Genomic DNA, 18,860 nt, shown 5'->3' with positions numbered 1-18,860 from the left:
CCCCGCCGTGAAGCACCCCGTTCGCCTGCTCCCGCTCGCCGCGCTCGCCCTCGTGGCCGCCGGCTGCTCCGCCGTCAACCCCATCACGACGCAGGACGCGTACGACGCGTCGGACGGCATCAGCATCGAGTTCGGTGACGTGACGGGCCTGAACCTGCTCGTCATCACCGAGGAGGTCGACTCCCCCGCGGTGCTCATCGGCTCGTTCTACAACTCCGGCTCCGAGGACGTGCAGGTCGCGGCCTCGATCGACGGCACCGGCATCGTCACCGTGGACGTGCCCGCCGGCGCGGTCGTCAAGCTCGGCGGCGAGGAGGGCGAGACGCACATCACCGGCACCTCGACCGCGGCGCCCGGCTCGCTCCAGGAGATCACCGTCCAGACCGAGGAGGCCGGCCAGGTCTCCGAGTTCGTGCCCGTGCTGGACGGCACGCTCGTCGAGTACGCGGTCGAGCTCGACTCGCTCTAGCCTTCGCGCGCTCCCCGCGGGAGCCGCACCCGACGCCGCATCGTCCACCGGGACGATGCGGCGTTCGCGTCTGTGCGCGGGCAACAGGAAGGGGGACGATGCGTGCGCATCGTCCCCCTGTCCGGTCGCCTCAGCGGCGGATCAACCGAAGCGGCCCGAGATGTAGTCCTCGGTGGCCTTCTCCGACGGCGTCGAGAACATCGTCGGGGTGTCGTTCATCTCGATGAGCTTGCCCGGCTTGCCGGTGCCCGCGATGTTGAAGAACGCGGTGCGGTCGGACACGCGCGCCGCCTGCTGCATGTTGTGGGTCACGATGACGATCGTGTAGTCGTTCTTGAGCTCCTGGATGAGGTCCTCGATCGCGAGCGTCGAGATCGGGTCGAGCGCCGAGCAGGGCTCGTCCATGAGGAGCACGTCGGGCTTGATCGCGATCGCGCGGGCGATGCACAGACGCTGCTGCTGTCCGCCGGAGAGCGAGGAGCCGGGCTTGTCGAGGCGGTCCTTGACCTCCTCCCACAGGTTCGCGCCGCGCAGCGAGGACTCGACGAGGTCGTCCGCGTCAGAGCGCGAGATGCGCTTGTTGTTGAGCTTCACGCCCGCGAGCACGTTCTCCGCGATCGACATCGTGGGGAACGGGTTGGGGCGCTGGAAGACCATGCCGACGTGGCGGCGGACCGTCACGGGGTCGACGCTGTCGGCGTAGAGGTTGACGCCGTCCATGAGGACCTCGCCCTCGACGCGGGCGCCGGGGATGACCTCGTGCATGCGGTTGAGCGTGCGCAGGAAGGTCGACTTGCCGCAGCCCGAGGGGCCGATGAACGCCGTGACGGACTTGGGCTCGATCGACAGCGACACGTCCTCCACCGCAAGGAAGTTGGAGTAGTAGACGTTGAGGTTGTTGACGTCGATGCGCTTGGACACAGGTGCTCCGGTTCTGGCTAGCGGCCGGTCTTGGGGGAGAAGTAGCGAGCGATGAGGCGCGCGATGAGGTTCAGCGCCATGACGATCAGGATGAGGACCAGCGCGGCGCCCCAGGCGCGGTACTGGGTGATCTCGCCGATGCAGGTGTCGGTGTTGCAGGGCAGGACGCCCTTCTCGTACTCCGAGATGATGTACACCGGCAGCGACATCATGCGGCCGTCGAAGAGGTTGAAGTTCATCGAGTCGGTGACGCCCACCGCGACGAGCAGCGGGGCGGTCTCGCCGATGACGCGGGCGATCGCGAGGGTGACACCCGTGGTGATGCCGGCGATCGCCGTGCGGACGACGACCTTGAGGACCGTCAGCCACTTGGGCACGCCGAGCGCGTAGGACGCCTCGCGCAGCTCGTTCGGGACGAGGCGCAGCATCTCCTCCGAGGAGCGCACCACGACCGGGATCATCAGCACGGACAGCGCCACGGCGCCGACGATGCCGAGCTTGGTGCCCGGCCCCATGATGATCGCGAACAGCGAGTAGGCGAACAGGCCCGCGACGATGGACGGGATGCCCGTCATCACGTCGACGAAGAACGTGATGGCCCGCTTGAGCATGCCGCTGCCGTACTCGACCAGGTAGATCGAGGTGAGCAGGCCGATCGGCACCGAGATGACGGTCGCCGCGATGGTCATGAGGACGGTGCCCCAGATCGCGTGCAGGATGCCGCCGTACGGCGCCTCGGAGCCGAACACGCCGCGCATGCTCTGCTGGAGGAACTCGAGGTTGAAGCCGGCGTCGAGGCCCTGCTCGTTCGAGATGAAGAAGCGGTCCATGCCGTTGACGATGACCGTGACGGCGAGCCAGATGAGCGGGATGACCGCGAGCGCGAACGCGCCGTAGATCACCGCGGTCATGCCCATGTTCTTCATGCGGCGCGACCGCGACAGCTGGCCGAGCGGCGCGGCGGTGGTGACGGTGGTCATCAGTTGGCTCCCGAGAACTCGCTGCGGCGGGACACGACCCAGCGGGCGAGCATGTTGACGAGCAGGGTGATCACGAACAGCGCGAGACCCATCGCGATGAGCGAGTTCACGCCGAGCGCGTTGGCCTCGGGGAACTGCAGGGCGATGTACGCCGCGATGGTGTTGTGCTGGTTCGGCTGCAGGATGTACGGCGAGAACGTGAGCCCGGGGCTGATGATCATCAGCACGGCCATGGTCTCGCCGAGCGCGCGGCCCAGACCGAGCATCGTGGCGCCGATCATGCCGGAGCGGCCGAACGGGAAGACCGCCATGCGGATCATCTCCCAGCGGGTCGCGCCCATGGCGAGCGCGGCCTCCTCGTGCAGCTTGGGCGTCTGCAGGAAGACCTCGCGGGAGACCGCGGAGATGATCGGGATCACCATGATCGCGAGCACGATGCCCGCGGACAGGGCCACGCGGCCGGTGAAGACCTCGCCGGACTCGGGCGCGGCGAAGATCGGGATCCACCCGAAGTAGTCGGCGAGCCATTGGTAGAACGGCTGCAGGAAGGGCACCAGCACCGCGACGCCCCACAGGCCGTAGACCACGGACGGCACGGCGGCGAGGAGGTCGATGAGGTAGCCCAGGCCCTGCGCGAGGCGGCGCGGGGCGAAGTGCGAGATGAACAGCGCGATGCCGATGGACACGGGCGTCGCGAGCAGCAGCGCGATCACCGAGATCAGCACCGTGCCGTAGACGAGGAAGCCGACGATCTCGAGGAGGCTCTGGCCGTCCTCGGGCTTGATGAACGAGACCTTCTCGCCGAGCTCGGCCGCCGACAGCGAGATCGCGGGCCACGCCTCCTCGAGGAGGAAGGTCGCCACGGCGGCGAGGGTGATGAGGATCAGCAGGCCGGCGCCGGTGGACAGCCACTTGAAGAAGTGGTTCGCCGCGGCGCCCGGATGGGTGCCGTAGTCGCTCGCGGGCTCAGTCTCTGGCGACTGCTGTGTGGTGGTCACTCGCGGGTCTCCCTTGGTTGTCGCCCATCGTAATGGGCAAGGTGGTGGGCCCACCCGTCGAGGGCGGGCCCACCACCTCTAGGTCCTGCTGTGCGGTCAGCCCGCCGCGATCTCGTCGAGGATCGACTCGACGTGAGCGGAGAGGTCCGACGGGAGCGGCGCGGAGCCGGCGGCCGAGGCGGCAGCGGCCTGACCCTCCTCCGAGGCGACGTACTTCTCGAACGCGGTGACCAGCGCACGCTCGGTCTCGTCGTCGTACTGCGAGCAGACGATGTGGTACGAGACCAGCGTCAGCGGGTAGGCCGAGGAGTCGGTGGTGGTGCGGTCGATCGCGTACGCGAGGTCGTTCTCACCGTTGGCGGTCTCCGACAGCGGCGACGCGGCGATGATGTTCGCGGCGGCCTCCGGGGAGAAGGGCACGTACTCCTCGCCGACCTTGAGGGCGACGGTGCCGAGGTCACCGGCACGCGAGGCGTCGGCGTAGCCGATGGCGCCCGAGGTGCTGGTCACCGTGTCGACCACGGCGGAGGTGCCGTCCGCGCCCACCGACTGGTCGGCGGCGGTCGAGAACTCCTTGGTGGCCTCGTACGGCCACGCGCCGTCCGAGGTCTGCTCGAGGTAGTCGGTGAAGTTCTCCGAGGTGCCGGACGAGTCCGAGCGGTACACGACGGTGATGTTCGACGACGGGAGCTCGACGCCCTCGTTCTGCGACGCGATCGCGTCGTCGTCCCACTTCGTGATGTCGCCGTTGAAGATCTTGGCGATGGTCTCCGAGTCGAGGTTGAGCGAGTCGACGCCCTCGAGGTTGAAGATCACGGCGACCGGCGAGATGTACATCGGGAGGTGGTACGCGCCACCGTCACCGTCGCAGCGCTCGACGGCGGTGGCGTACTCCGCCTCCTCGAGCAGGCCGTCGGAGCCGGCGAAGGGCACGGCGCCCGCGAGGAACTGCTCGATGCCGCCGCCCGAGCCGACCGGGTCGTAGCCCACGGTCACGTCGGGGTTGAGCGACTGGAAGCCGGCGCGCCACGCGTCCATGGCCGACTCCTGCGACGAGGCACCGGCGCCCTGGAGGTTGCCCGAGAGCTCGGTCATCGCGGCGGCCGTGGACTCGGACTCGGTCGAGGAGTCGCTGGCGGGCGCCTCGTTGGACGCCGTGCAGGCGGCGAGCGACAGCGAGAGAGCGGCCGCGGTCAGGACGACGCCGCTACGGGTGAAAGCCTTCACTTCGAATTCCTCACGTTTGATCAGGGCCCGGCGTCTTGCCGGATGACCCACACGCTAGGCACGCGAGGTAACGGGCCGCACGAGGGATTCTGAACTCAGGGTGAACATCCGGTGAACCGGGCGGCCTCGTTATCGAAACGTGACGATGCGCGGGCGGCCCGGGGACCGCATCGTCCGGTTTGCGAGGTCCTCGTCCCACCCGCTCCGTGCACCTCTCCACACAGGATCCCGCGCATCGTCCCTCCGAAGGCCGTGTGCCCGCTCACAATCGGGCGCTCGTGTGGAGGAGTGCCTCACGTGTGTGGAGAGGCGCTCGCGGAGGTCAGGCCTCGAAGCTGTAGCCCACGCCGCGCACCGTCTGGATGAGCGAGGGCTCCGAGGGGTCGGGCTCCACGCGGGTGCGGATGCGCTTGATGTGCACGTCGAGGGTCTTGGTGTCGCCGAAGTAGTCGGAGCCCCACACGCGGTCGATGATGACCTGGCGCGGGAGGACGCGGCCGGCGTTCTGCGCGAGCAGGTGGAGCAGCGCGAACTCCTTGGGCGGGAGCGACTGGGTCTCGCCGTCCTTGGTGAGCTGGAGGCGCTCGGGGTCGAGCGTGATGCCGGCGACGGTCAGGCGCTCGGGCTCGTCGACGATGTCGCGCTGGCCTCCCGCGTAGCGGCGCAGCACCGAGCGGATGCGCGCGACCAGCTCGCGGCCCGAGTAGGGCTTGGTGACGTAGTCGTCGGCGCCGAGCTCGAGGCCGATGATCTTGTCGACCTGGTCGTCCTTCGCGGTGACCATGATGATCGGCACGTCGGAGCGCTCGCGCACCGCCTTGAAGACCTCGGGGCCCGACATGCCGGGCAGCATGAGGTCGAGCAGGATGAGGTCCGCGCCGTCGCGCACGAACGCGTCGACGCCTGCGGTGCCGGTCGCGGCGAGCTCGACGGAGAAGCCCTCCCTCTCGAGCAGGAACTGCAGGGAGTCGCGATACGACTCCTCGTCCTCGACGACGAGGATCCGCGCCTCGGTCATGATGCCTCCTGGTGTACGGCGAGCTTGAAGGTGAAGGTGGAGCCCACGCCCGGCTCGGACCACACGCCGACCGATCCGGAGTGCTGCAGGGCGATGTGCTTGACGATGCTGAGGCCCAGGCCGGTGCCGCCGGTGTCGCGGGCGCGGGCCGGGTCGGCCCGGTAGAAGCGCTCGAAGATGCGCTCCTGGTCCTTGTCCCCGATGCCGATGCCGCGGTCGATCACCGACACTGACGCGACGCCGTCGCGCGAGTCGAGGGAGACGGTGACGGGCGTGTCGGGGTCCGAGTACTGGACGGCGTTGTCGACGAGGTTGCGCAGCGCCATCACGAGCAGGTCGCGGTCGCCGTAGACGTCGGGCCTGGTCTTGATGTCCGGGACCAGGCGGATGCCCTTGGCGTCCGCCGCGACCTTGGCCGCCTCGATCGCCTCGTGCACCACGCCGTCGAGGTGGAGGAGCTCCTGATCGACCACCGAGCCGCCGGACTGCAGGCGGGTGATCTCGATGATCTCCTGGATGAGCTTGGTGAGGCGACGCGCCTCCTTGCGCATCTTCTTGGCGAACTTCTTCACGACCTCCGGGTCGTCGTGCGCCTCCTCGATGGTCTCCGCGAGGAGGCTCAGCGCGCCGATCGGGGTCTTGAGCTCGTGCGAGACGTTGACCGCGAACTCGCGGCGGGACTGCTCGGCCGCGCGGGACTCGGTGTTGTCGTTGACGAGCGCGAGGCACAGGTCCTCGTCGATCGGGGTGACGCGGGCGTGCACGAAGCGCGGGGTGTGCAGCACGCCGCGCTGCACCGCGATCTCCGACTCGATGGGCGCCTCGCGCCGCCAGGCCTCCTCGGCGAGGTCCGCGAGCTCGGAGTTGAGCGCGCCGTCCGGGCGCGCGACGCCGAGCGCCGCGGCCGTCTGGTTGCTGAAGGCGCTGCGGCGGTCGCGACGGATCACGACCGCGCCCGCCTGGAGCACGCTCATGAGCTGGCGCGTGCGGTGCGGGACGAGGGTGGTCTCCTGCAGCACCTCGCGGCGCCTGAAGTAGCCCACGGCCGCGGCGATGGCGGCTCCGACCGCCAGCCCCACCGCGGCGGCGATCCACACCTCCGGAGTCATGGCGCCACAGTATCCATGCCCCTGGGAGTTCACCCAATGTTCACGACGGCCACCGATTGTTCACCCTGCTCCGTGGGCCGATCGCACGTCCCGCCCAGGTGCGATGCCAAGATGGGACCCAGAGAAAGCAAGGAGAGTCATGCGCACCCTGTTCAACGCCGAGATGGCGGACCTGGCCGAGGACCTCGTCGCGATGGCGCGTCACGTCGAGACCGCGATCACGAAGGCCGCGGAGGCGATCCTCACCGGCGACCTCGACGCCGCCCAGTCCGTGATCGCTGAGGACGAGCAGCTCGACGACCTCGAGACCCAGGTCGACGAGCGCTGCGTGCTGCTCATCGCGCAGCAGCAGCCGGTGGGCCTCGACCTGCGCACCATCATCTCCGCGCTGCGCATCTCGGCCTCGCTCGAGCGCATGGGCGACCTCGCGTCGCACATCGCCAAGGACGTGCGCCGCTCGTACCCCGAGTCGCCCATCCCCGCCTCGCACCGCGAGATCATCGAGAAGATGTGCTCCGCCTCCATCGAGGCCGCCGGTGAGATCATCCGCCTGCTCGAGACGCGCGACCTCAACGTGGCCGCCGCGATCGTCGAGGACGACGACACCCTCGACGCGCTCCACGAGCAGGCCTACAAGAGCCTCATCGACGGCACCTTCGAGGGCTCGCCCCAGAACACGCTCGACATCGCGCTGCTCGCGCGCTACTTCGAGCGCTTCGGCGACCACGCCGTGGGCATCTCCCGCCGCATCGTCTACCTGGTCACCGGCGACCACTCGGGCAGCGACGCCAAGATCTGAACCCGGCTTCACACAGCGGAAGGCCCCGACCATGCGGTCGGGGCCTTCGGCGTTCCGGGGGACGATGCGCGGGCCGGGCCGTCCGAAGGATCGCACGCGCATCGATCCGTCAGGCGTGCCGGATCCGACCCCTACGAAGGACCGCTGCCGCATCGATCCGACACCGGTGCCGGCGCATCGTCCCGCCGCAGGCGCCGCCCGGATGCGCGGAGGCCCCCGACCTCGCGGTCGGGGGCCTCCGGCGTCGCGCTGGTCGCGCTACTTCTTCTTGCCCTGGTTGGCGACGGCCTGGATGGCGGCCGCGGCGGCCTCCGGGTCGAGGTAGGTGCCGCGCGGGTTGGTCGGCTTCAGGGTCTCCTCGTCGAGGTGGTAGACGAGCGGGATGCCGGTGGGGATGTTCACGCCCACGATCTCGTCGTCCGCGATGTCGTCGAGGTGCTTGACGATCGCGCGCAGCGAGTTGCCGTGCGCCGCGACCAGCGTGGTCTTGCCGGCCTTGAGGTCGGGGACCACCTGCTCCTCCCAGTACGGGAGGGCGCGCTCGAGGACGTCCTTGAGGCACTCCGTCTTGGGGATCGGCTCGCCGGCGTAGCGCGGGTCGCCCTCCTGCGTGTACGGGTTGTCGTCCGAGATGGCCGGCGGCGGCACGTCGTACGAGCGGCGCCAGATCATGAACCTCTCCTCGCCGAACTGCTCGAGGGTCTCGGCCTTGTTCTTGCCCTGGAGGTCGCCGTAGTGGCGCTCGTTGAGGCGCCAGTGACGCTTCACGGGGATCCAGTGGCGGTCCGCGGAGTCGAGCGCGAGGTTCGCGGTCATGATCGCGCGACGCAGCAGCGAGGTGTGGACCACATCGGGGAGGATGCCCTCCTCCTTGAGGAGCTCGCCGCCGCGCACGGCCTCGCCCCAGCCCTTGTCGTTCAGCGGGACGTCGACCCAGCCCGTGAACAGGTTCTTCTCGTTCCAGTCGCTCTCGCCGTGGCGGAGCAGGATCAGTGTGTAGGTCATGCGGTCAGCCTAATGGGGAGGGGCGGGGGCGCGCTGGGCTTTGGTCCCGGCGGTCACCCCGCCGCAACCGGCGTATCGAACCGGCCCGCCATCGCAAAGGCCCTGGTGCGCCGAGGCAAGGTGGAGCGAATACGCCGGTTGCTGCGCGCGGCGGGACGCTCAGACCTGGACGACGCAGGCCGGGCTCACGACCTCGCCGGCCGCGTACGGCAGCTCCGCGATGTCGCCGAGGCCGCTCTCGGGCGGCATGCCGATCACGTCCGCGAGCGCGAAGGAACGCACGCGGTGGCCGCGCTCCTCCCCCACGAGCAGCCGGTCGCCGATCGCGGCGAAGTACCGCGGCCATAGCCCGGCGTCGAACGCGCCGCGGTACGTGAGCTCGCCCTCGGGGGCGACGTCGAAGAGGGCGATCACGTCAGGGCCGCGCACCGAGGCGAGCAGCACGTCGCCCGTGTGGCCGGGGACCAGCGCGACATGCGCGTCCTGCGGCTCGGCGCTGCGGGGCGGCGCGAGGGTCGAGGGCGTCTCGGCGATCACGGTCGCGGTGGACGATGCGTCGTCCCAGCGGAGCGTGCGGAGCCGGTGGTCAAGCTCGCACGTGACATAGAGAAGGTGTCCGCGCACGGCGACGTGGCGCGGGCCGGCGCCGGGCGGGAGGGTCGCGGCGATGCCGTCTGCCTCGAGCAGCCCGCCGCCGACGATGCGGTAGCGGCGGAGCTCGTCGGTGCCGAGGTCGGCCACGAGCACGTGCCGACCGCCGGGCGCGATCAGCGAGGAGTGCGCGTGCGGGCCCTCCTGGCGCTCGGCGTTCGGGCCCGAGCCCGCGTGCCCGAGCAGCTGGGCCGGCGCATCGTCCGCCGGGAGGCCGTCCTCGCCGAGCGGGACGACCGCGAGGTCACCGCTCGAGTAGTGGCTGACGTAGAGGGTGCGCGCGTCGGGGGCGAGCAGGAGGTGGCACGCGTCGGCGCCGCCGGTCGCGAGGCGCGCGACGATGCGCGGCGCGGCCGGTCGGGCCACGTCGAGCACGACGACCTCGCTCGCGGGCAGCTCGCAGGCCACGTAGACGAGCGGGAGGCGCGGGTGCGCGAGGAGGAACGAGGGCGCGGGCAGGTCGAGAACCTGCTCCGCGGTGGGCTCATCGGGTCGCGTCGACCGCCAGATCCCCTCGCCCAGCCCCGCCGGGGTGCCGAGCCCCGCCGCCGGGTAGGTGCCCCAGAGGAGCGTCACTGTGCGGCGTCGTAGGCCTCACGGACCTTGGCCGGGATGCGGCCGCGCTCCGGGACCTCGACGCCGTTGGCCTTCGCCCAGGCGCGGATGGCCGCGGCGTCGCCGCCGGCGGCACGGGCGGACTTGCGGGCGCTCGCCTTGCGCGACGCCGTGCGGCGTCCCGCGGAGATCCACGGCGCGAGCGCGTCGCGCAGCGCGGAGGCGTTCTCCTCGTTGAGGTCGACCTCGTAGGACGAGCCGTCGAGGGAGAACGAGACGGTCTCCGAGGCGGTGGAACCGTCGATGTCGTCCACGAGGACGACCTGAACCTTCTGCGCCACAGCATTTCCTTTCACCGGGAGGTACGGCGATATTCGCATTGCAGAGAACGGCGCGTCAATTCGCCTCGCGGCAATTCTGGAATACGTGTGCGCGGAAAAGCGGCGGAAATCGGCGTTCGAGTTTGGTGTAGCGCCGATAATCGCCGTGGCCTACGCCTCCTGGCGGCGCTCCTCGGACCCGGCCGGCGCATCGTCCGGCGCATCGCCGCTGGTAGCGCCTGCCTGCGGATTCTCCGCGCCCTTTTCCGCCTCGCGCGCGGCCGCCTCAGCGTCCTCCTTAGCGAGAGCGGCACGTTCATTTCGGTCGGCGCGAATGACCGCGCGCATCGCGAACCAGAAGATCAGGCCCACCCCGATCGAGGGGATGATGCCGATCGCGACGGCCTGCCAGGTCTCCATCCCGGTCGCCTCAGTCCTCGGTGGGCTTGACGAGCGGGAACAGGATGGTCTCGCGGATGCCGAGGCCGGTGAGCGCCATCAGGAGGCGGTCGATGCCCATGCCCATGCCGCCGCTCGGGGGCATCGCGTACTCCATCGCGGTGAGGAAGTCCTCGTCGAGCTGCATGGCCTCGTCGTCGCCCAGCGCGGCCATGCGGGCCTGCTGCTCGAAGCGCTCGCGCTGGATCACGGGGTCGACGAGCTCGGAGTACGCGGTCGCGAGCTCGAAGCCGCGGATGTAGAGGTCCCACTTCTCGACGATGCCGGCCTTGGTGCGGTGGTCGCGCGTGAGCGGGCTCGTCTCGACCGGGAAGTCGCGGACGAAGGTGGGCATGTAGAGCGAGTCTCCGACGTGGTGCTCCCACAGCTCCTCGACGAGCTTGCCGTGGTTGACGCGCTTGGGGTCGACCGAGAGGTCGAAGCGGTCGCACAGCGCCTCGAGGTGCGCGAGCGGCGTCTCGGGGGTGATCTCCTCACCGAGCGCGTCGGAGAGCGAGCCGTACATGGTGATCTCGGTCCAGTCGCCGGACAGGTCGTAGTCCGAGCCGTCCGCGAGGGTCACGACCTGGGTGCCGAAGATGTCGTCGGCGGCGCCCTGGACGAGGCTCTTGGTGAGCTCGGCCATGGTGTCGTAGGTGCCGTACGCCTCGTAGGCCTCGAGCATCGAGAACTCGGGGCTGTGCGAGCTGTCCGCGCCCTCGTTGCGGAAGTTGCGGTTGATCTCGAAGACCTTCTCGATGCCGCCGACGGCCGCGCGCTTGAGGAAGAGCTCGGGCGCGATGCGCATGTAGAGGTCGATGTCGTACGCGTTCATGTGCGTGACGAACGGGCGCGCGGCGGCGCCGCCTGGCTGCGTCTGGAGCATCGGGGTCTCGACCTCGATGTAGCCGCGGCTGTCGAGGCTCTCGCGGAGGCTGCGGTTGAGCTTGGCGCGGTTGCGGACGGTCTCGCGCGCGAGCGGGCGGGCGATGAGGTCGACGTAGCGCTGACGGACGCGGGTGTCCTCGGCGAGGTCCTTGTGCAGGACCGGCAGCGGGCGGAGCGCCTTGGCGGCGACGGCCCACTCGGAGGCGAAGACCGAGACCTCGCCGCGGCGCGACTTGATGGCGCGGCCCTTGGCGAACAGGTGGTCGCCCAGGTCGACGGTGCTCTTGAAGGCGGCGAGCGACTCCTCGCCCACCTCGGCGAGCGACAGCATGATCTGGAGGCGCTCGCCGGCGCCGTCCTGGATCGCCGCGAAGCAGAGCTTGCCGGTGTTGCGGATGAAGACCACGCGGCCGGCGACGCCGACCACGTCCTGGGTCTCCTCGCCGTCCTCGAGGCCGTCGTACTGCGACTTCACGTCCGCGATCTCGTGGGTCCGGTCGACCGTGGCCGGGTACGCCTCGCCGCCCTCGGCGATGAGGCGGTCGCGCTTCTCGCGGCGCACGCGCATCTGCTCGGGGACATCGTCCGTGGTCTCGGGGGCGGGCGCGGTCTGCTCAGTCACGGGGAAGATTCTACGTGGAGTGCCTTACCGCTTCGCTCCGCACGGTTTCGGTTCCGACACGCCGACCAGAAGGGACGATGCGCGGGTTACGCGCGGCGTGTCGGTTCCAGTTCCGTGCGGAGCGAACTCGACGGGCGGCCGGTTAGGACAGGTCGAGGCCCAGGTCGACGATCGGGCTCGAGTGCGTGAGCGCGCCGACCGACATGAAGTCGACGCCCGTCTCCGCCACGTCGCGCACGTTCGCGAGGGTGAGGCCGCCGGTGGCCTCGAGCCACACCTTGCCCGTGCCCGTCTCCCCCTGCTCGCCGGCGCGGATGCTGTCGACCAGGTCGCGCATCGTCCCCGGGGGCATGTTGTCGAGCATGAGGAAGCGGGCGCCGGCGGCGATTGCCTCGGCGGCCTGGGCGGCGTCCTCGACCTCGACCTGGACGGGAACGTCCGGGAAGCGCTCGTGGATGCGGGCGATCGCGGCGGCGACCGAGCCGGCCGCGACGACGTGGTTGTCCTTGACCATCGCGCAGTCGAAGAGGCCCATGCGCTTGTTGACGCCGCCGCCCATGCGGACCGCGTACTTCTCCAGCTCGCGCAGGCCGGGCGTGGTCTTGCGGGTGTCGAGGACCTTGGCGGGGGTGCCCGCGAGCGCGTCGGCCCAGCGGCGCGTGTGGGTCGCGACGCCCGAGGCGCGGGACATGAGGTTGAGCAGGGTGCGCTCGGCGATGAGGACCACGTGGCCGGGGCCCTCGAGCCGGGCGATCACGGTGCCGGGCGCGAGCAGGTCGCCTTCCGCGGCCTCGAGGGTGACCGTCGGGGCGGGAAGGCTCAGGCGCTCGGCGACCTGGCGCATCGTCTCCGCGATCGCGTCGACGCCGGCGAGGACGCACTCCTCGCGGGTGGCGACCACGCCGCTCACCCGGGCGTCGGCCGGGATCGTGGACTGGGTGGTGACGTCGCGGCCGGGGGCGGCGCCGAGGTCCTCGTCGAGCGCGGTGCGGACGATGCGCGCGAGGGCGTCGGCGTCGAGCGGCGCGTCCTGCGGCAGCTCCTCGGGGTGCGGCGTGGAGGTCATGGGGCAATCGTGGCACGGGCGGGGCATGCGGACGCTCGACGCTGGTGGCGGCGCCTGCCACACTCCGGTCATGGCTTTCATCCTCAACCTCGTGCTCGCCGCAGCGTTCCTCTACGTGCTGTATCACGTGATCCGCACGGGGGTACGTGACGGCATGCGCGACGCGCAGCAGGGCCCGGGCGACGAGACTCCGTGAGGGCGCTGTCGGAGGTCCTGGCCGACATATACCCCCACGGGGTATCCTTGACGACACAGCCAGTGAGCCTGAGGAGGACGCGATGGCCGAGATTCACCTGAGCCCCGAGGACATGGACCCCGTGGTCAAGCGCCTGCGCCGCGCCCACGGCCAGCTGGCCGGCGTCCTGAAGATGATCGAGGACGGACGCGAGTGCGCCGACGTCGTGACGCAGCTCGCCGCCGTCTCGAAGGCGATCGACCGCGCCGGCTTCTCGATGATCGCGACCGGCCTCGAGCAGTGCGTCAACGCCGGCGAGGACGCCGCGGACGCCAAGGAGCGCCTCCAGAAGATGTTCATGTCGCTGGCCTGAGCCAGCGTCGCCGAAGCGCGCCTTGCTCCCGGTCGGGGGCGGGGCGCGCTTCGCATTTTCCGGGACTAGCAGGGGTTTCACAGACAAGGGACCTTGGTCGGAATATACCCCCGGGGGGTATCTGTTACGGTGGATGCACTCCCCCCAGACGGACCCTGATGGAAGGACCACACATGCGAATCCTGGTGATCGGCGGTGTCGCCGGCGGCATGAGCGCCGCAGCCCGCGCCCGCAGGCTCGACGAGCACGCGGAGATCATCGTGTTCGAGAAGGGCAAGTACGTGTCCTTCGCGAACTGCGGGCTCCCGTACCACGTGGGCGGCGAGATCGAGCAGGACTCCTACCTGCTGCTCCACTCCCCCCAGTCCCTCAAGGCCGAGCTCGACCTCGACGTGCGCACCGAGCACGAGGTCATCGGCATCGACCGCGACGCGCAGACCGTGCTGGTCGCGACCCCTGAGGGCACCGAGACCTTCGAGTACGACGCGCTCGTGCTCTCCCCCGGCGCCGACGCGATCGTGCCGCCGATCCCCGGCGTCGACCTCCCCGAGGTCACCCACCTCCGCACCGTCGACGAGGCCCGCGAGCTCGCCGGCCGCACCGCGACCGCGAAGCGCGCCGTCGTCATGGGTGCCGGCTTCATCGGCCTGGAGACCGCCGAGGCGTTCCGCCACCGCGGCCTCGAGGTGACGCTCGTCGAGCTCGCCCCGCAGGTGCTCCCCCCGCTCGCGCCCGAGATGAGCGCGCTCGTGGAGAAGGAGCTCACCTCGCACGGCGTCGACGTCCGCACCGGCGTCGCCGCGACCGCGGTCACCGCCACCCCGGACGCCGAGAACGCCGTGTCGGTCACGCTCGGCGACGGCTCCGAGGTGCCCGCCGACATCGTCGTGATGTCCGTCGGCGTGCGCCCCAACACCGCCCTCGCGAACGAGGCCGGCCTCGAGCTCACCGACCGCGGCGCGATCGTGGTCGACGAGTTCCAGCAGACCTCCGACCCGCACATCTGGGCCGCCGGCGACGCGATCGCCGTCCGCCACGGCGTCACCGGCCAGGTGGGCCCGGTCCCGCTCGCGGGCCCGGCGAACCGCCAGGGCCGCCGCGCCGCCGACTCGATCATGGGCCGCTCCGACAAGGCGCAGCCGGTGCTCGGCACCGCGATCGTCCGCACGTTCGGCCTCACCGCCGCGACCACGGGCGCCTCGCCCCGCATGCTCGACCAGGCGGGCATCGAGTACTTCGTGGTCCACACGCACCCCGCGAACCACGCCGGCTACTACCCCGGCTCCCAGGTGCTGCACCTCATGGGCGTGTTCTCGCCCGAGGGCAAGCTCCTCGGTGCCCAGGCCGTGGGCCCGGACGGTGCCGACAAGCGCATCGACGTGCTCGCGACGGCACTGCGGGCGGGCTTCTCTGCCGATGACATCGCTGAGCTCGAGCTCGCATACGCACCCCCGTTCGGCTCAGCCAAGGACCCCGTCAACATGCTGAGCTTCCTCGCGCAGAATGTGGTCAACGGCACCACCAAGGTGTGGACGGTGAGCGACCTGGAGTGGGCTCGGGACAACGCCCTCATCCTGGACGTGCGCTCGGAGCGCGAGTACGCGATGGGCCACCTGCCCGAGGCGATCAACCTCCCGCACGTGCACATCCGCGAGTACATCGAGGGCGTCAAGCAGATCGCGGCCGGCCGTCCGGTCCGCGTGCTGTGCGCCTCGGGCGTGCGCTCGTACTACGCGCACCGCGTGCTCGCTCAGCACGGCCTCGACTCGGCCACGCTCGACGGCGGCATGTTCACGCTCGTCGACGCGGTCCCGGGCCTCGAGCTGGTGTCCGGCGCGCAGCAGCCGACCAACGCCTAGCCCGCTGGCCTGAAGAAGCCCGGTCCCCTCGTGGGGCCGGGCTTCTTCGTTCCCCGGGTGTGGTGGCGCGGGGCTCGACGGCGGGGTTCGCGCACGTGAGAATCGACGCATGTCCCAGGTGACCTCAGCGGACGGCACGGCGATCGGCTTCGAGGTGGCGGGCGCGGGCGACCCTCCGCTCATCCTCATCGACGGCGCGATGTGCTGGCGCGACTCCGGCCCCATGCGCGGGATCGCCGCGGCGCTCTCGGACACCCATGCCGTCTATCTGTACGACCGACGCGGACGAGGCGTCAGCGGCGACACGCTGCCGTTCGCGGTCGACCGGGAGATCGAGGACCTCGCGGCGCTGATCGACGCGGCGGGCGGCACGGCGGCCCTGCTCGGGATGTCATCCGGCGGTGCCCTGGCGGCTCGCGCGGCACTCCAGCTCGGCGACGCGGTGACCCACCTGGCCGTGTACGAGCCGCCCTACATGCCGCCGCCCGCGCGCGCAGGCGCGGCCGCGTACACGGCTCAGCTGACGGCGGCGCTCGCACGCGGCGACCGGGACGCGGCCGTCGCGGCGTTCCTCGCGCGGGTCGGCGTACCGGAGGCGGGCGTCGAGACGATGCGTCGGTCGCCTGGGTGGGACGCCACCCTCGCGATCGCGCCGACGCTCGCGTACGACGACGCCGCGATGGGCGACTCCTCGGTGCCGCCCGAGTTCGCGGGGATCAGCGCGCCGGTGCTCGCGCTCGCCGGCGGCGCGTCACCAGGCTTCCTCCAGTGGGGCGCGCGTGAGCTGGCCGCGGTCGTGCCGGGCGCTCGGTTCGAGGACGTCGAGGGGCAGGGCCACGGCGTCGACCCCGCCGCTCTCGCGCCGCACGTGCTGCGGTTCCTCGCCTGAGCGTCGCTCACTTCCCCGCAGGAGTCGGAAACCTCGCCAAACCGTCGCTGAGTTCCCCGCAGCGGGCGGGGGCGACGGTGGCGGGGGTGGCGGGTGGGCGGCGGGGAGCCGGCGGGGACGGCGCTACTCGCCGATGTCCAGCGGCGCCTTCATGAACTCGAGCTCGCCGTCCGGGTCGAGTCGCGCGGCGAGCCGCACCGTCCACTCCGGGTCGGTGTCCGGGAAGTCCGCACGCTGGTGACCGCCTCGCGACTCCTCGCGCAGCAGCGCCGCCTGGCACAGAACCGAGGCCGCGGCGACGATGTTCGTGGTCTCCCACTCGGCGGTCTGCGGCACCACCTGCGCCACGGGCTCCGTGTGGAACCGGGCGCGGATGCGGTCGAGCCGGGCCACCGCATCGTCCAGCCCGTCGCCGTCGCGCACCGGGCCGGCGCCCTCGTGGGCGATCGCCTGGACGCGGGGGCGCATCGTCGCCGGGACCAGCGCGGACTCCCCCGACCGCTCGACCGGTTCGAGCTGCCCGAGCACGCCGTCGGCCACCATGGCTGCGGCGTCGCGGGCGGCGCGGCGCGCGAACACCAGGCCTTCGAGCAGCGAGTTCGACGCGAGGCGGTTGGCGCCGTGGACGCCGGTGCAGGCCGCCTCGCCGATCGCGTAGAGGCCGCGCTGCGTGGACCGGCCGTGGAGGTCGGTGAGGATGCCGCCCGAGTGGAAGTGCTGGGCGGGCGCGACGGGGATGAGGTCGTGCGCCATGTCGAGGCCGTGCTCCTTGAGCGACGCCCAGATCGACGGGAAGCGGCGCTCGAGGAAGTCGCGCTCGAGGTGGCGGCAGTCGAGGAAGACGGAGTCGGACTCCTCCTCGCGCATCTGCTCGACGATGGTGCGGCTGACGACGTCGCGGGGCGCGAGCTCGGCGAGCTCGTGTCGGCCCACCATGAAGCGCTCGCCCGCGCCGTTGAGGAGGTACGCGCCCTCGCCGCGGACGGCCTCCGAGATGAGGGGCAGCTGGCCGCGGGCGTTCGCGCCCTGCCACAGGACGGTCGGGTGGAACTGGACGTACTCGACGTCGGCGACCGCGGCGCCCGCGCGCAGGCCCACGGCGAGGCCGTCGCCGGTGGACGATGCGGGGTTCGTCGAGGAGCGGAACACCTGGCCGATGCCGCCGGTCGCGATGATGACGGCCTTCGCGAGAGCCGCGCCGACACCGTCCCGCGAGCCCTCGCCGATGATGTGGATGGTCGCGCCGCAGACCGGGCCGGGACGACCGTCCGCGTCGGGCGCGGCTGTGAGGAGGTCGACCACCATGGCGTGCTCGATGACCTCGATGCCGGGGTCGTTGCGGACCGCCTCGAGCTGCTCGATGAGCGCGCGGGAGATCTCGGCGCCGGTGGCGTCGCCGCCCGCGTGCACGATCCGGTCGCGGTGGTGGCCGCCCTCGCGGGTGAGGGTGAGGCCGCCGTCGGGGCCGGTGTCGAACTGCGCGCCGCGGCGCAGCAGCTTGCGGACCGAGTGGGGCCCCTCGGTGACGAGGACGCGCACGGCCTCCTCGGAGCACAGGCCGACGCCGGCGACGAGCGTGTCCTCGAGGTGCTCCTCGGGGGTGTCCTCGGGGTCGAGCGCCGCCGCGATGCCGCCCTGGGCCCAGACCGTGCTGCCGGACGAGAGCTCGCCCTTCGTCACCACCAGCACACGGTCGACGCGCTCGCGCAGGTCCAGCGCCGTGGTGAGGCCGGCGATGCCAGAGCCGACCACGATCACATCGGTCTCGATGGTCCAGCCGGGCGGAGGCGCGGCGAGGCTGCGCACGAAGGCGGTCATGAACGTCAGGTTACCGGCGCGGATGCGGGACCCCCGCCGCGCGACCGCGAGCGCCTATCCACACACCACGGGTCAAAGGAGCCCGATCCGAGACAAGTTCGTGCAGATCGAGGCCCTCCTGGTGGATGAGCGCCATATCTCGGTGGATAGGCACCCGGGAGGGCTCAGTGGGCGTGGTGGTAGGCCTCCCAGCCCTGGGTGTGGAACTCGTGGACCGGCAGGCCCGACGGTTCCAGGCCGACGGCGGAGTCCGGCACCAGGCCCGGCTCGTCCGACAGCTCGACCACGCGGTTGGCGCCGTCCACGAACACGACGTGCGGCTCGAAGGTGCGGGCCTCGGCGTCGGCGAGCATGCCGTAGCCGATGATGATCACCAGGTCCCCGGCGTGCACGAGGTGCGCGGCGGCGCCGTTGATGCACAGCACGCCCGAGCCGCGCTCGCCCGGGATCGCGTACGTGGTGAGCCGCGCGCCGTTGGTGACGTCGACGATGTCCACCTGCTGGCCCGGCAGCAGGTCCGCGGCCTCCATGAGGTCGACGTCGATGGTGACGGAGCCCACGTAGTGCAGGTCCGCCTGCGTGACGGTCGCGCGATGGATCTTGGAGATCATCATCGGGCGCTGGAGCGAGGTCATGAGGGTTCCTTCCACCGGGAGCGGCCGGACCGGGACCCGGCCCGC

General features: G+C 70.9%; 20 protein-coding genes. 6 read left to right on the top strand and 14 right to left on the bottom strand.

What is annotated here, in order from left to right; all coding sequences use genetic code 11:
• Window positions 1–7 precede the first annotated feature (7 nt).
• Window positions 8–469, top strand: coding sequence for a hypothetical protein (locus AOM02_RS02550; RefSeq protein ID WP_062296347.1), 462 nt, complete (start codon window positions 8–10; stop codon window positions 467–469).
• 141 nt (window positions 470–610) lie between these two features.
• Here AOM02_RS02550 and pstB read toward each other — a convergent pair whose 3' ends face one another.
• From pstB to AOM02_RS02520, 6 genes are all read right to left on the bottom strand, one after another.
• The gene (gene pstB, locus AOM02_RS02545) at window positions 611–1,390 is read right to left on the bottom strand and encodes a phosphate ABC transporter ATP-binding protein PstB (RefSeq protein ID WP_062296345.1); all 780 of its coding nucleotides are present in this window, start codon (window positions 1,388–1,390) and stop codon (window positions 611–613) included.
• 17 nt (window positions 1,391–1,407) lie between these two features.
• The gene (gene pstA, locus AOM02_RS02540) at window positions 1,408–2,370 is read right to left on the bottom strand and encodes a phosphate ABC transporter permease PstA (RefSeq protein WP_062296343.1); all 963 of its coding nucleotides are present in this window, start codon (window positions 2,368–2,370) and stop codon (window positions 1,408–1,410) included.
• Window positions 2,370–3,368 carry a phosphate ABC transporter permease subunit PstC gene (gene pstC / locus AOM02_RS02535; RefSeq protein ID WP_062296338.1) on the bottom strand — a complete coding sequence of 333 codons (999 nt, stop codon included), beginning with the start codon at window positions 3,366–3,368 and terminating at the stop codon, window positions 2,370–2,372. The genes pstA and pstC overlap by 1 nt, the downstream gene beginning before the upstream one ends.
• A gap of 96 nt (window positions 3,369–3,464) precedes the next feature.
• Window positions 3,465–4,595, bottom strand: coding sequence for a phosphate ABC transporter substrate-binding protein PstS (pstS, locus tag AOM02_RS02530; RefSeq protein WP_062296336.1), 1,131 nt, complete (start codon window positions 4,593–4,595; stop codon window positions 3,465–3,467).
• Between the two features lie 322 nt (window positions 4,596–4,917).
• A complete protein-coding gene (locus AOM02_RS02525) occupies window positions 4,918–5,613 on the bottom strand; it encodes a winged helix-turn-helix domain-containing protein (protein WP_062296334.1) in 696 nt (231 codons plus the stop codon).
• Window positions 5,610–6,722: a sensor histidine kinase gene (locus AOM02_RS02520; RefSeq protein ID WP_062296332.1), complete on the bottom strand. Its 1,113-nt coding sequence runs from the start codon at window positions 6,720–6,722 to the stop codon at window positions 5,610–5,612. Before AOM02_RS02520 ends, AOM02_RS02525 begins: the two co-directional genes overlap by 4 nt.
• A gap of 139 nt (window positions 6,723–6,861) precedes the next feature.
• Between AOM02_RS02520 and phoU the strand changes: the two genes are divergently transcribed.
• A complete protein-coding gene (phoU, locus tag AOM02_RS02515; RefSeq protein WP_062296330.1) occupies window positions 6,862–7,521 on the top strand; it encodes a phosphate signaling complex protein PhoU in 660 nt (219 codons plus the stop codon).
• 258 nt (window positions 7,522–7,779) lie between these two features.
• Here the strand turns inward: phoU and AOM02_RS02510 are convergent, their stop codons facing one another.
• From AOM02_RS02510 to nadC, 6 genes are all read right to left on the bottom strand, one after another.
• Window positions 7,780–8,526 (bottom strand): phosphoglyceromutase, encoded by a 747-nt coding sequence (locus AOM02_RS02510; RefSeq protein ID WP_062296328.1) that lies wholly within the window; start codon window positions 8,524–8,526, stop codon window positions 7,780–7,782.
• A gap of 159 nt (window positions 8,527–8,685) precedes the next feature.
• The gene (locus tag AOM02_RS02505; protein ID WP_062296326.1) at window positions 8,686–9,753 is read right to left on the bottom strand and encodes a lactonase family protein; all 1,068 of its coding nucleotides are present in this window, start codon (window positions 9,751–9,753) and stop codon (window positions 8,686–8,688) included.
• A complete protein-coding gene (locus AOM02_RS02500) occupies window positions 9,750–10,073 on the bottom strand; it encodes a histone-like nucleoid-structuring protein Lsr2 (RefSeq protein WP_062296325.1) in 324 nt (107 codons plus the stop codon). The genes AOM02_RS02505 and AOM02_RS02500 overlap by 4 nt, the downstream gene beginning before the upstream one ends.
• Before the next feature lie 150 nt (window positions 10,074–10,223).
• Window positions 10,224–10,472, bottom strand: a complete 249-nt coding sequence (locus tag AOM02_RS02495) for a hypothetical protein (protein WP_062296323.1) — start codon at window positions 10,470–10,472, stop codon at window positions 10,224–10,226.
• A gap of 10 nt (window positions 10,473–10,482) precedes the next feature.
• Window positions 10,483–11,946: a lysine--tRNA ligase gene (gene lysS / locus AOM02_RS02490; protein WP_082104858.1), complete on the bottom strand. Its 1,464-nt coding sequence runs from the start codon at window positions 11,944–11,946 to the stop codon at window positions 10,483–10,485.
• Between the two features lie 196 nt (window positions 11,947–12,142).
• Entirely contained in the window at window positions 12,143–13,066 is a 924-nt protein-coding gene (nadC, locus tag AOM02_RS02485) for a carboxylating nicotinate-nucleotide diphosphorylase (RefSeq protein ID WP_062296318.1), read from the bottom strand.
• A 70-nt stretch (window positions 13,067–13,136) separates the two neighbouring features.
• Here nadC and AOM02_RS14685 point away from each other — a divergent pair, with 70 nt between their 5' ends.
• The 4 genes from AOM02_RS14685 (at window position 13,137) to AOM02_RS02465 (ending at window position 16,362) form a co-directional block, all read left to right on the top strand.
• Window positions 13,137–13,262, top strand: a complete 126-nt coding sequence (locus tag AOM02_RS14685) for a hypothetical protein (protein ID WP_267127681.1) — start codon at window positions 13,137–13,139, stop codon at window positions 13,260–13,262.
• A 91-nt stretch (window positions 13,263–13,353) separates the two neighbouring features.
• Window positions 13,354–13,614: a metal-sensitive transcriptional regulator gene (locus AOM02_RS02475; protein WP_082099639.1), complete on the top strand. Its 261-nt coding sequence runs from the start codon at window positions 13,354–13,356 to the stop codon at window positions 13,612–13,614.
• Window positions 13,615–13,787: 173 nt separating this feature from the next.
• Complete coding sequence (locus AOM02_RS02470) at window positions 13,788–15,473, top strand: FAD-dependent oxidoreductase (protein WP_062296311.1); 1,686 nt, start codon at window positions 13,788–13,790, stop codon at window positions 15,471–15,473.
• A 109-nt stretch (window positions 15,474–15,582) separates the two neighbouring features.
• On the top strand, window positions 15,583–16,362 hold the full coding sequence (locus AOM02_RS02465; protein WP_062296310.1) for an alpha/beta fold hydrolase: 780 nt from the start codon (window positions 15,583–15,585) through the stop codon (window positions 16,360–16,362).
• A gap of 123 nt (window positions 16,363–16,485) precedes the next feature.
• On the opposite strand, the gene AOM02_RS02460 is transcribed toward AOM02_RS02465, so the two are convergent.
• Both AOM02_RS02460 and panD read right to left on the bottom strand, forming a co-directional pair.
• The gene (locus AOM02_RS02460; protein ID WP_062296309.1) at window positions 16,486–18,180 is read right to left on the bottom strand and encodes an L-aspartate oxidase; all 1,695 of its coding nucleotides are present in this window, start codon (window positions 18,178–18,180) and stop codon (window positions 16,486–16,488) included.
• Between the two features lie 164 nt (window positions 18,181–18,344).
• Window positions 18,345–18,815, bottom strand: coding sequence for an aspartate 1-decarboxylase (panD, locus tag AOM02_RS02455; RefSeq protein WP_062296308.1), 471 nt, complete (start codon window positions 18,813–18,815; stop codon window positions 18,345–18,347).
• Between the last annotated feature and the right edge of the window lie 45 nt (window positions 18,816–18,860).

Origin of the sequence: Demequina maris (genome assembly GCF_000971155.1) — a bacterium.
Taxonomy (GTDB): Bacteria; Actinomycetota; Actinomycetes; order Actinomycetales; family Demequinaceae; genus Demequina; species Demequina maris.
Note: the sequence above shows the minus strand (reverse complement) of the source record. Positions and strands in the feature narration are given on the sequence as shown.

Bases quoted from the DNA above. Each gene is read 5' to 3' on its own strand.
- pstA (WP_062296343.1), bottom strand. From the start codon at position 2,370: ATGACCACCGTCACCACCGCCGCGCCGCTCGGCCAGCTGTCGCGGTCG.
- AOM02_RS02525 (WP_062296334.1), bottom strand. From the start codon at position 5,613: ATGACCGAGGCGCGGATCCTCGTCGTCGAGGACGAGGAGTCGTATCGC.
- AOM02_RS02520 (WP_062296332.1), bottom strand. From the start codon at position 6,722: ATGACTCCGGAGGTGTGGATCGCCGCCGCGGTGGGGCTGGCGGTCGGA.
- phoU (WP_062296330.1), top strand. From the start codon at position 6,862: ATGCGCACCCTGTTCAACGCCGAGATGGCGGACCTGGCCGAGGACCTC.
- AOM02_RS02510 (WP_062296328.1), bottom strand. From the start codon at position 8,526: ATGACCTACACACTGATCCTGCTCCGCCACGGCGAGAGCGACTGGAAC.
- AOM02_RS02495 (WP_062296323.1), bottom strand. From the start codon at position 10,472: ATGGAGACCTGGCAGGCCGTCGCGATCGGCATCATCCCCTCGATCGGG.
- lysS (WP_082104858.1), bottom strand. From the start codon at position 11,946: ATGCGCGTGCGCCGCGAGAAGCGCGACCGCCTCATCGCCGAGGGCGGC.
- nadC (WP_062296318.1), bottom strand. From the start codon at position 13,066: ATGACCTCCACGCCGCACCCCGAGGAGCTGCCGCAGGACGCGCCGCTC.
- AOM02_RS14685 (WP_267127681.1), top strand. From the start codon at position 13,137: ATGGCTTTCATCCTCAACCTCGTGCTCGCCGCAGCGTTCCTCTACGTG.
- AOM02_RS02470 (WP_062296311.1), top strand. From the start codon at position 13,788: ATGCGAATCCTGGTGATCGGCGGTGTCGCCGGCGGCATGAGCGCCGCA.
- AOM02_RS02465 (WP_062296310.1), top strand. From the start codon at position 15,583: ATGTCCCAGGTGACCTCAGCGGACGGCACGGCGATCGGCTTCGAGGTG.
- AOM02_RS02460 (WP_062296309.1), bottom strand. From the start codon at position 18,180: ATGACCGCCTTCGTGCGCAGCCTCGCCGCGCCTCCGCCCGGCTGGACC.
- panD (WP_062296308.1), bottom strand. From the start codon at position 18,815: ATGACCTCGCTCCAGCGCCCGATGATGATCTCCAAGATCCATCGCGCG.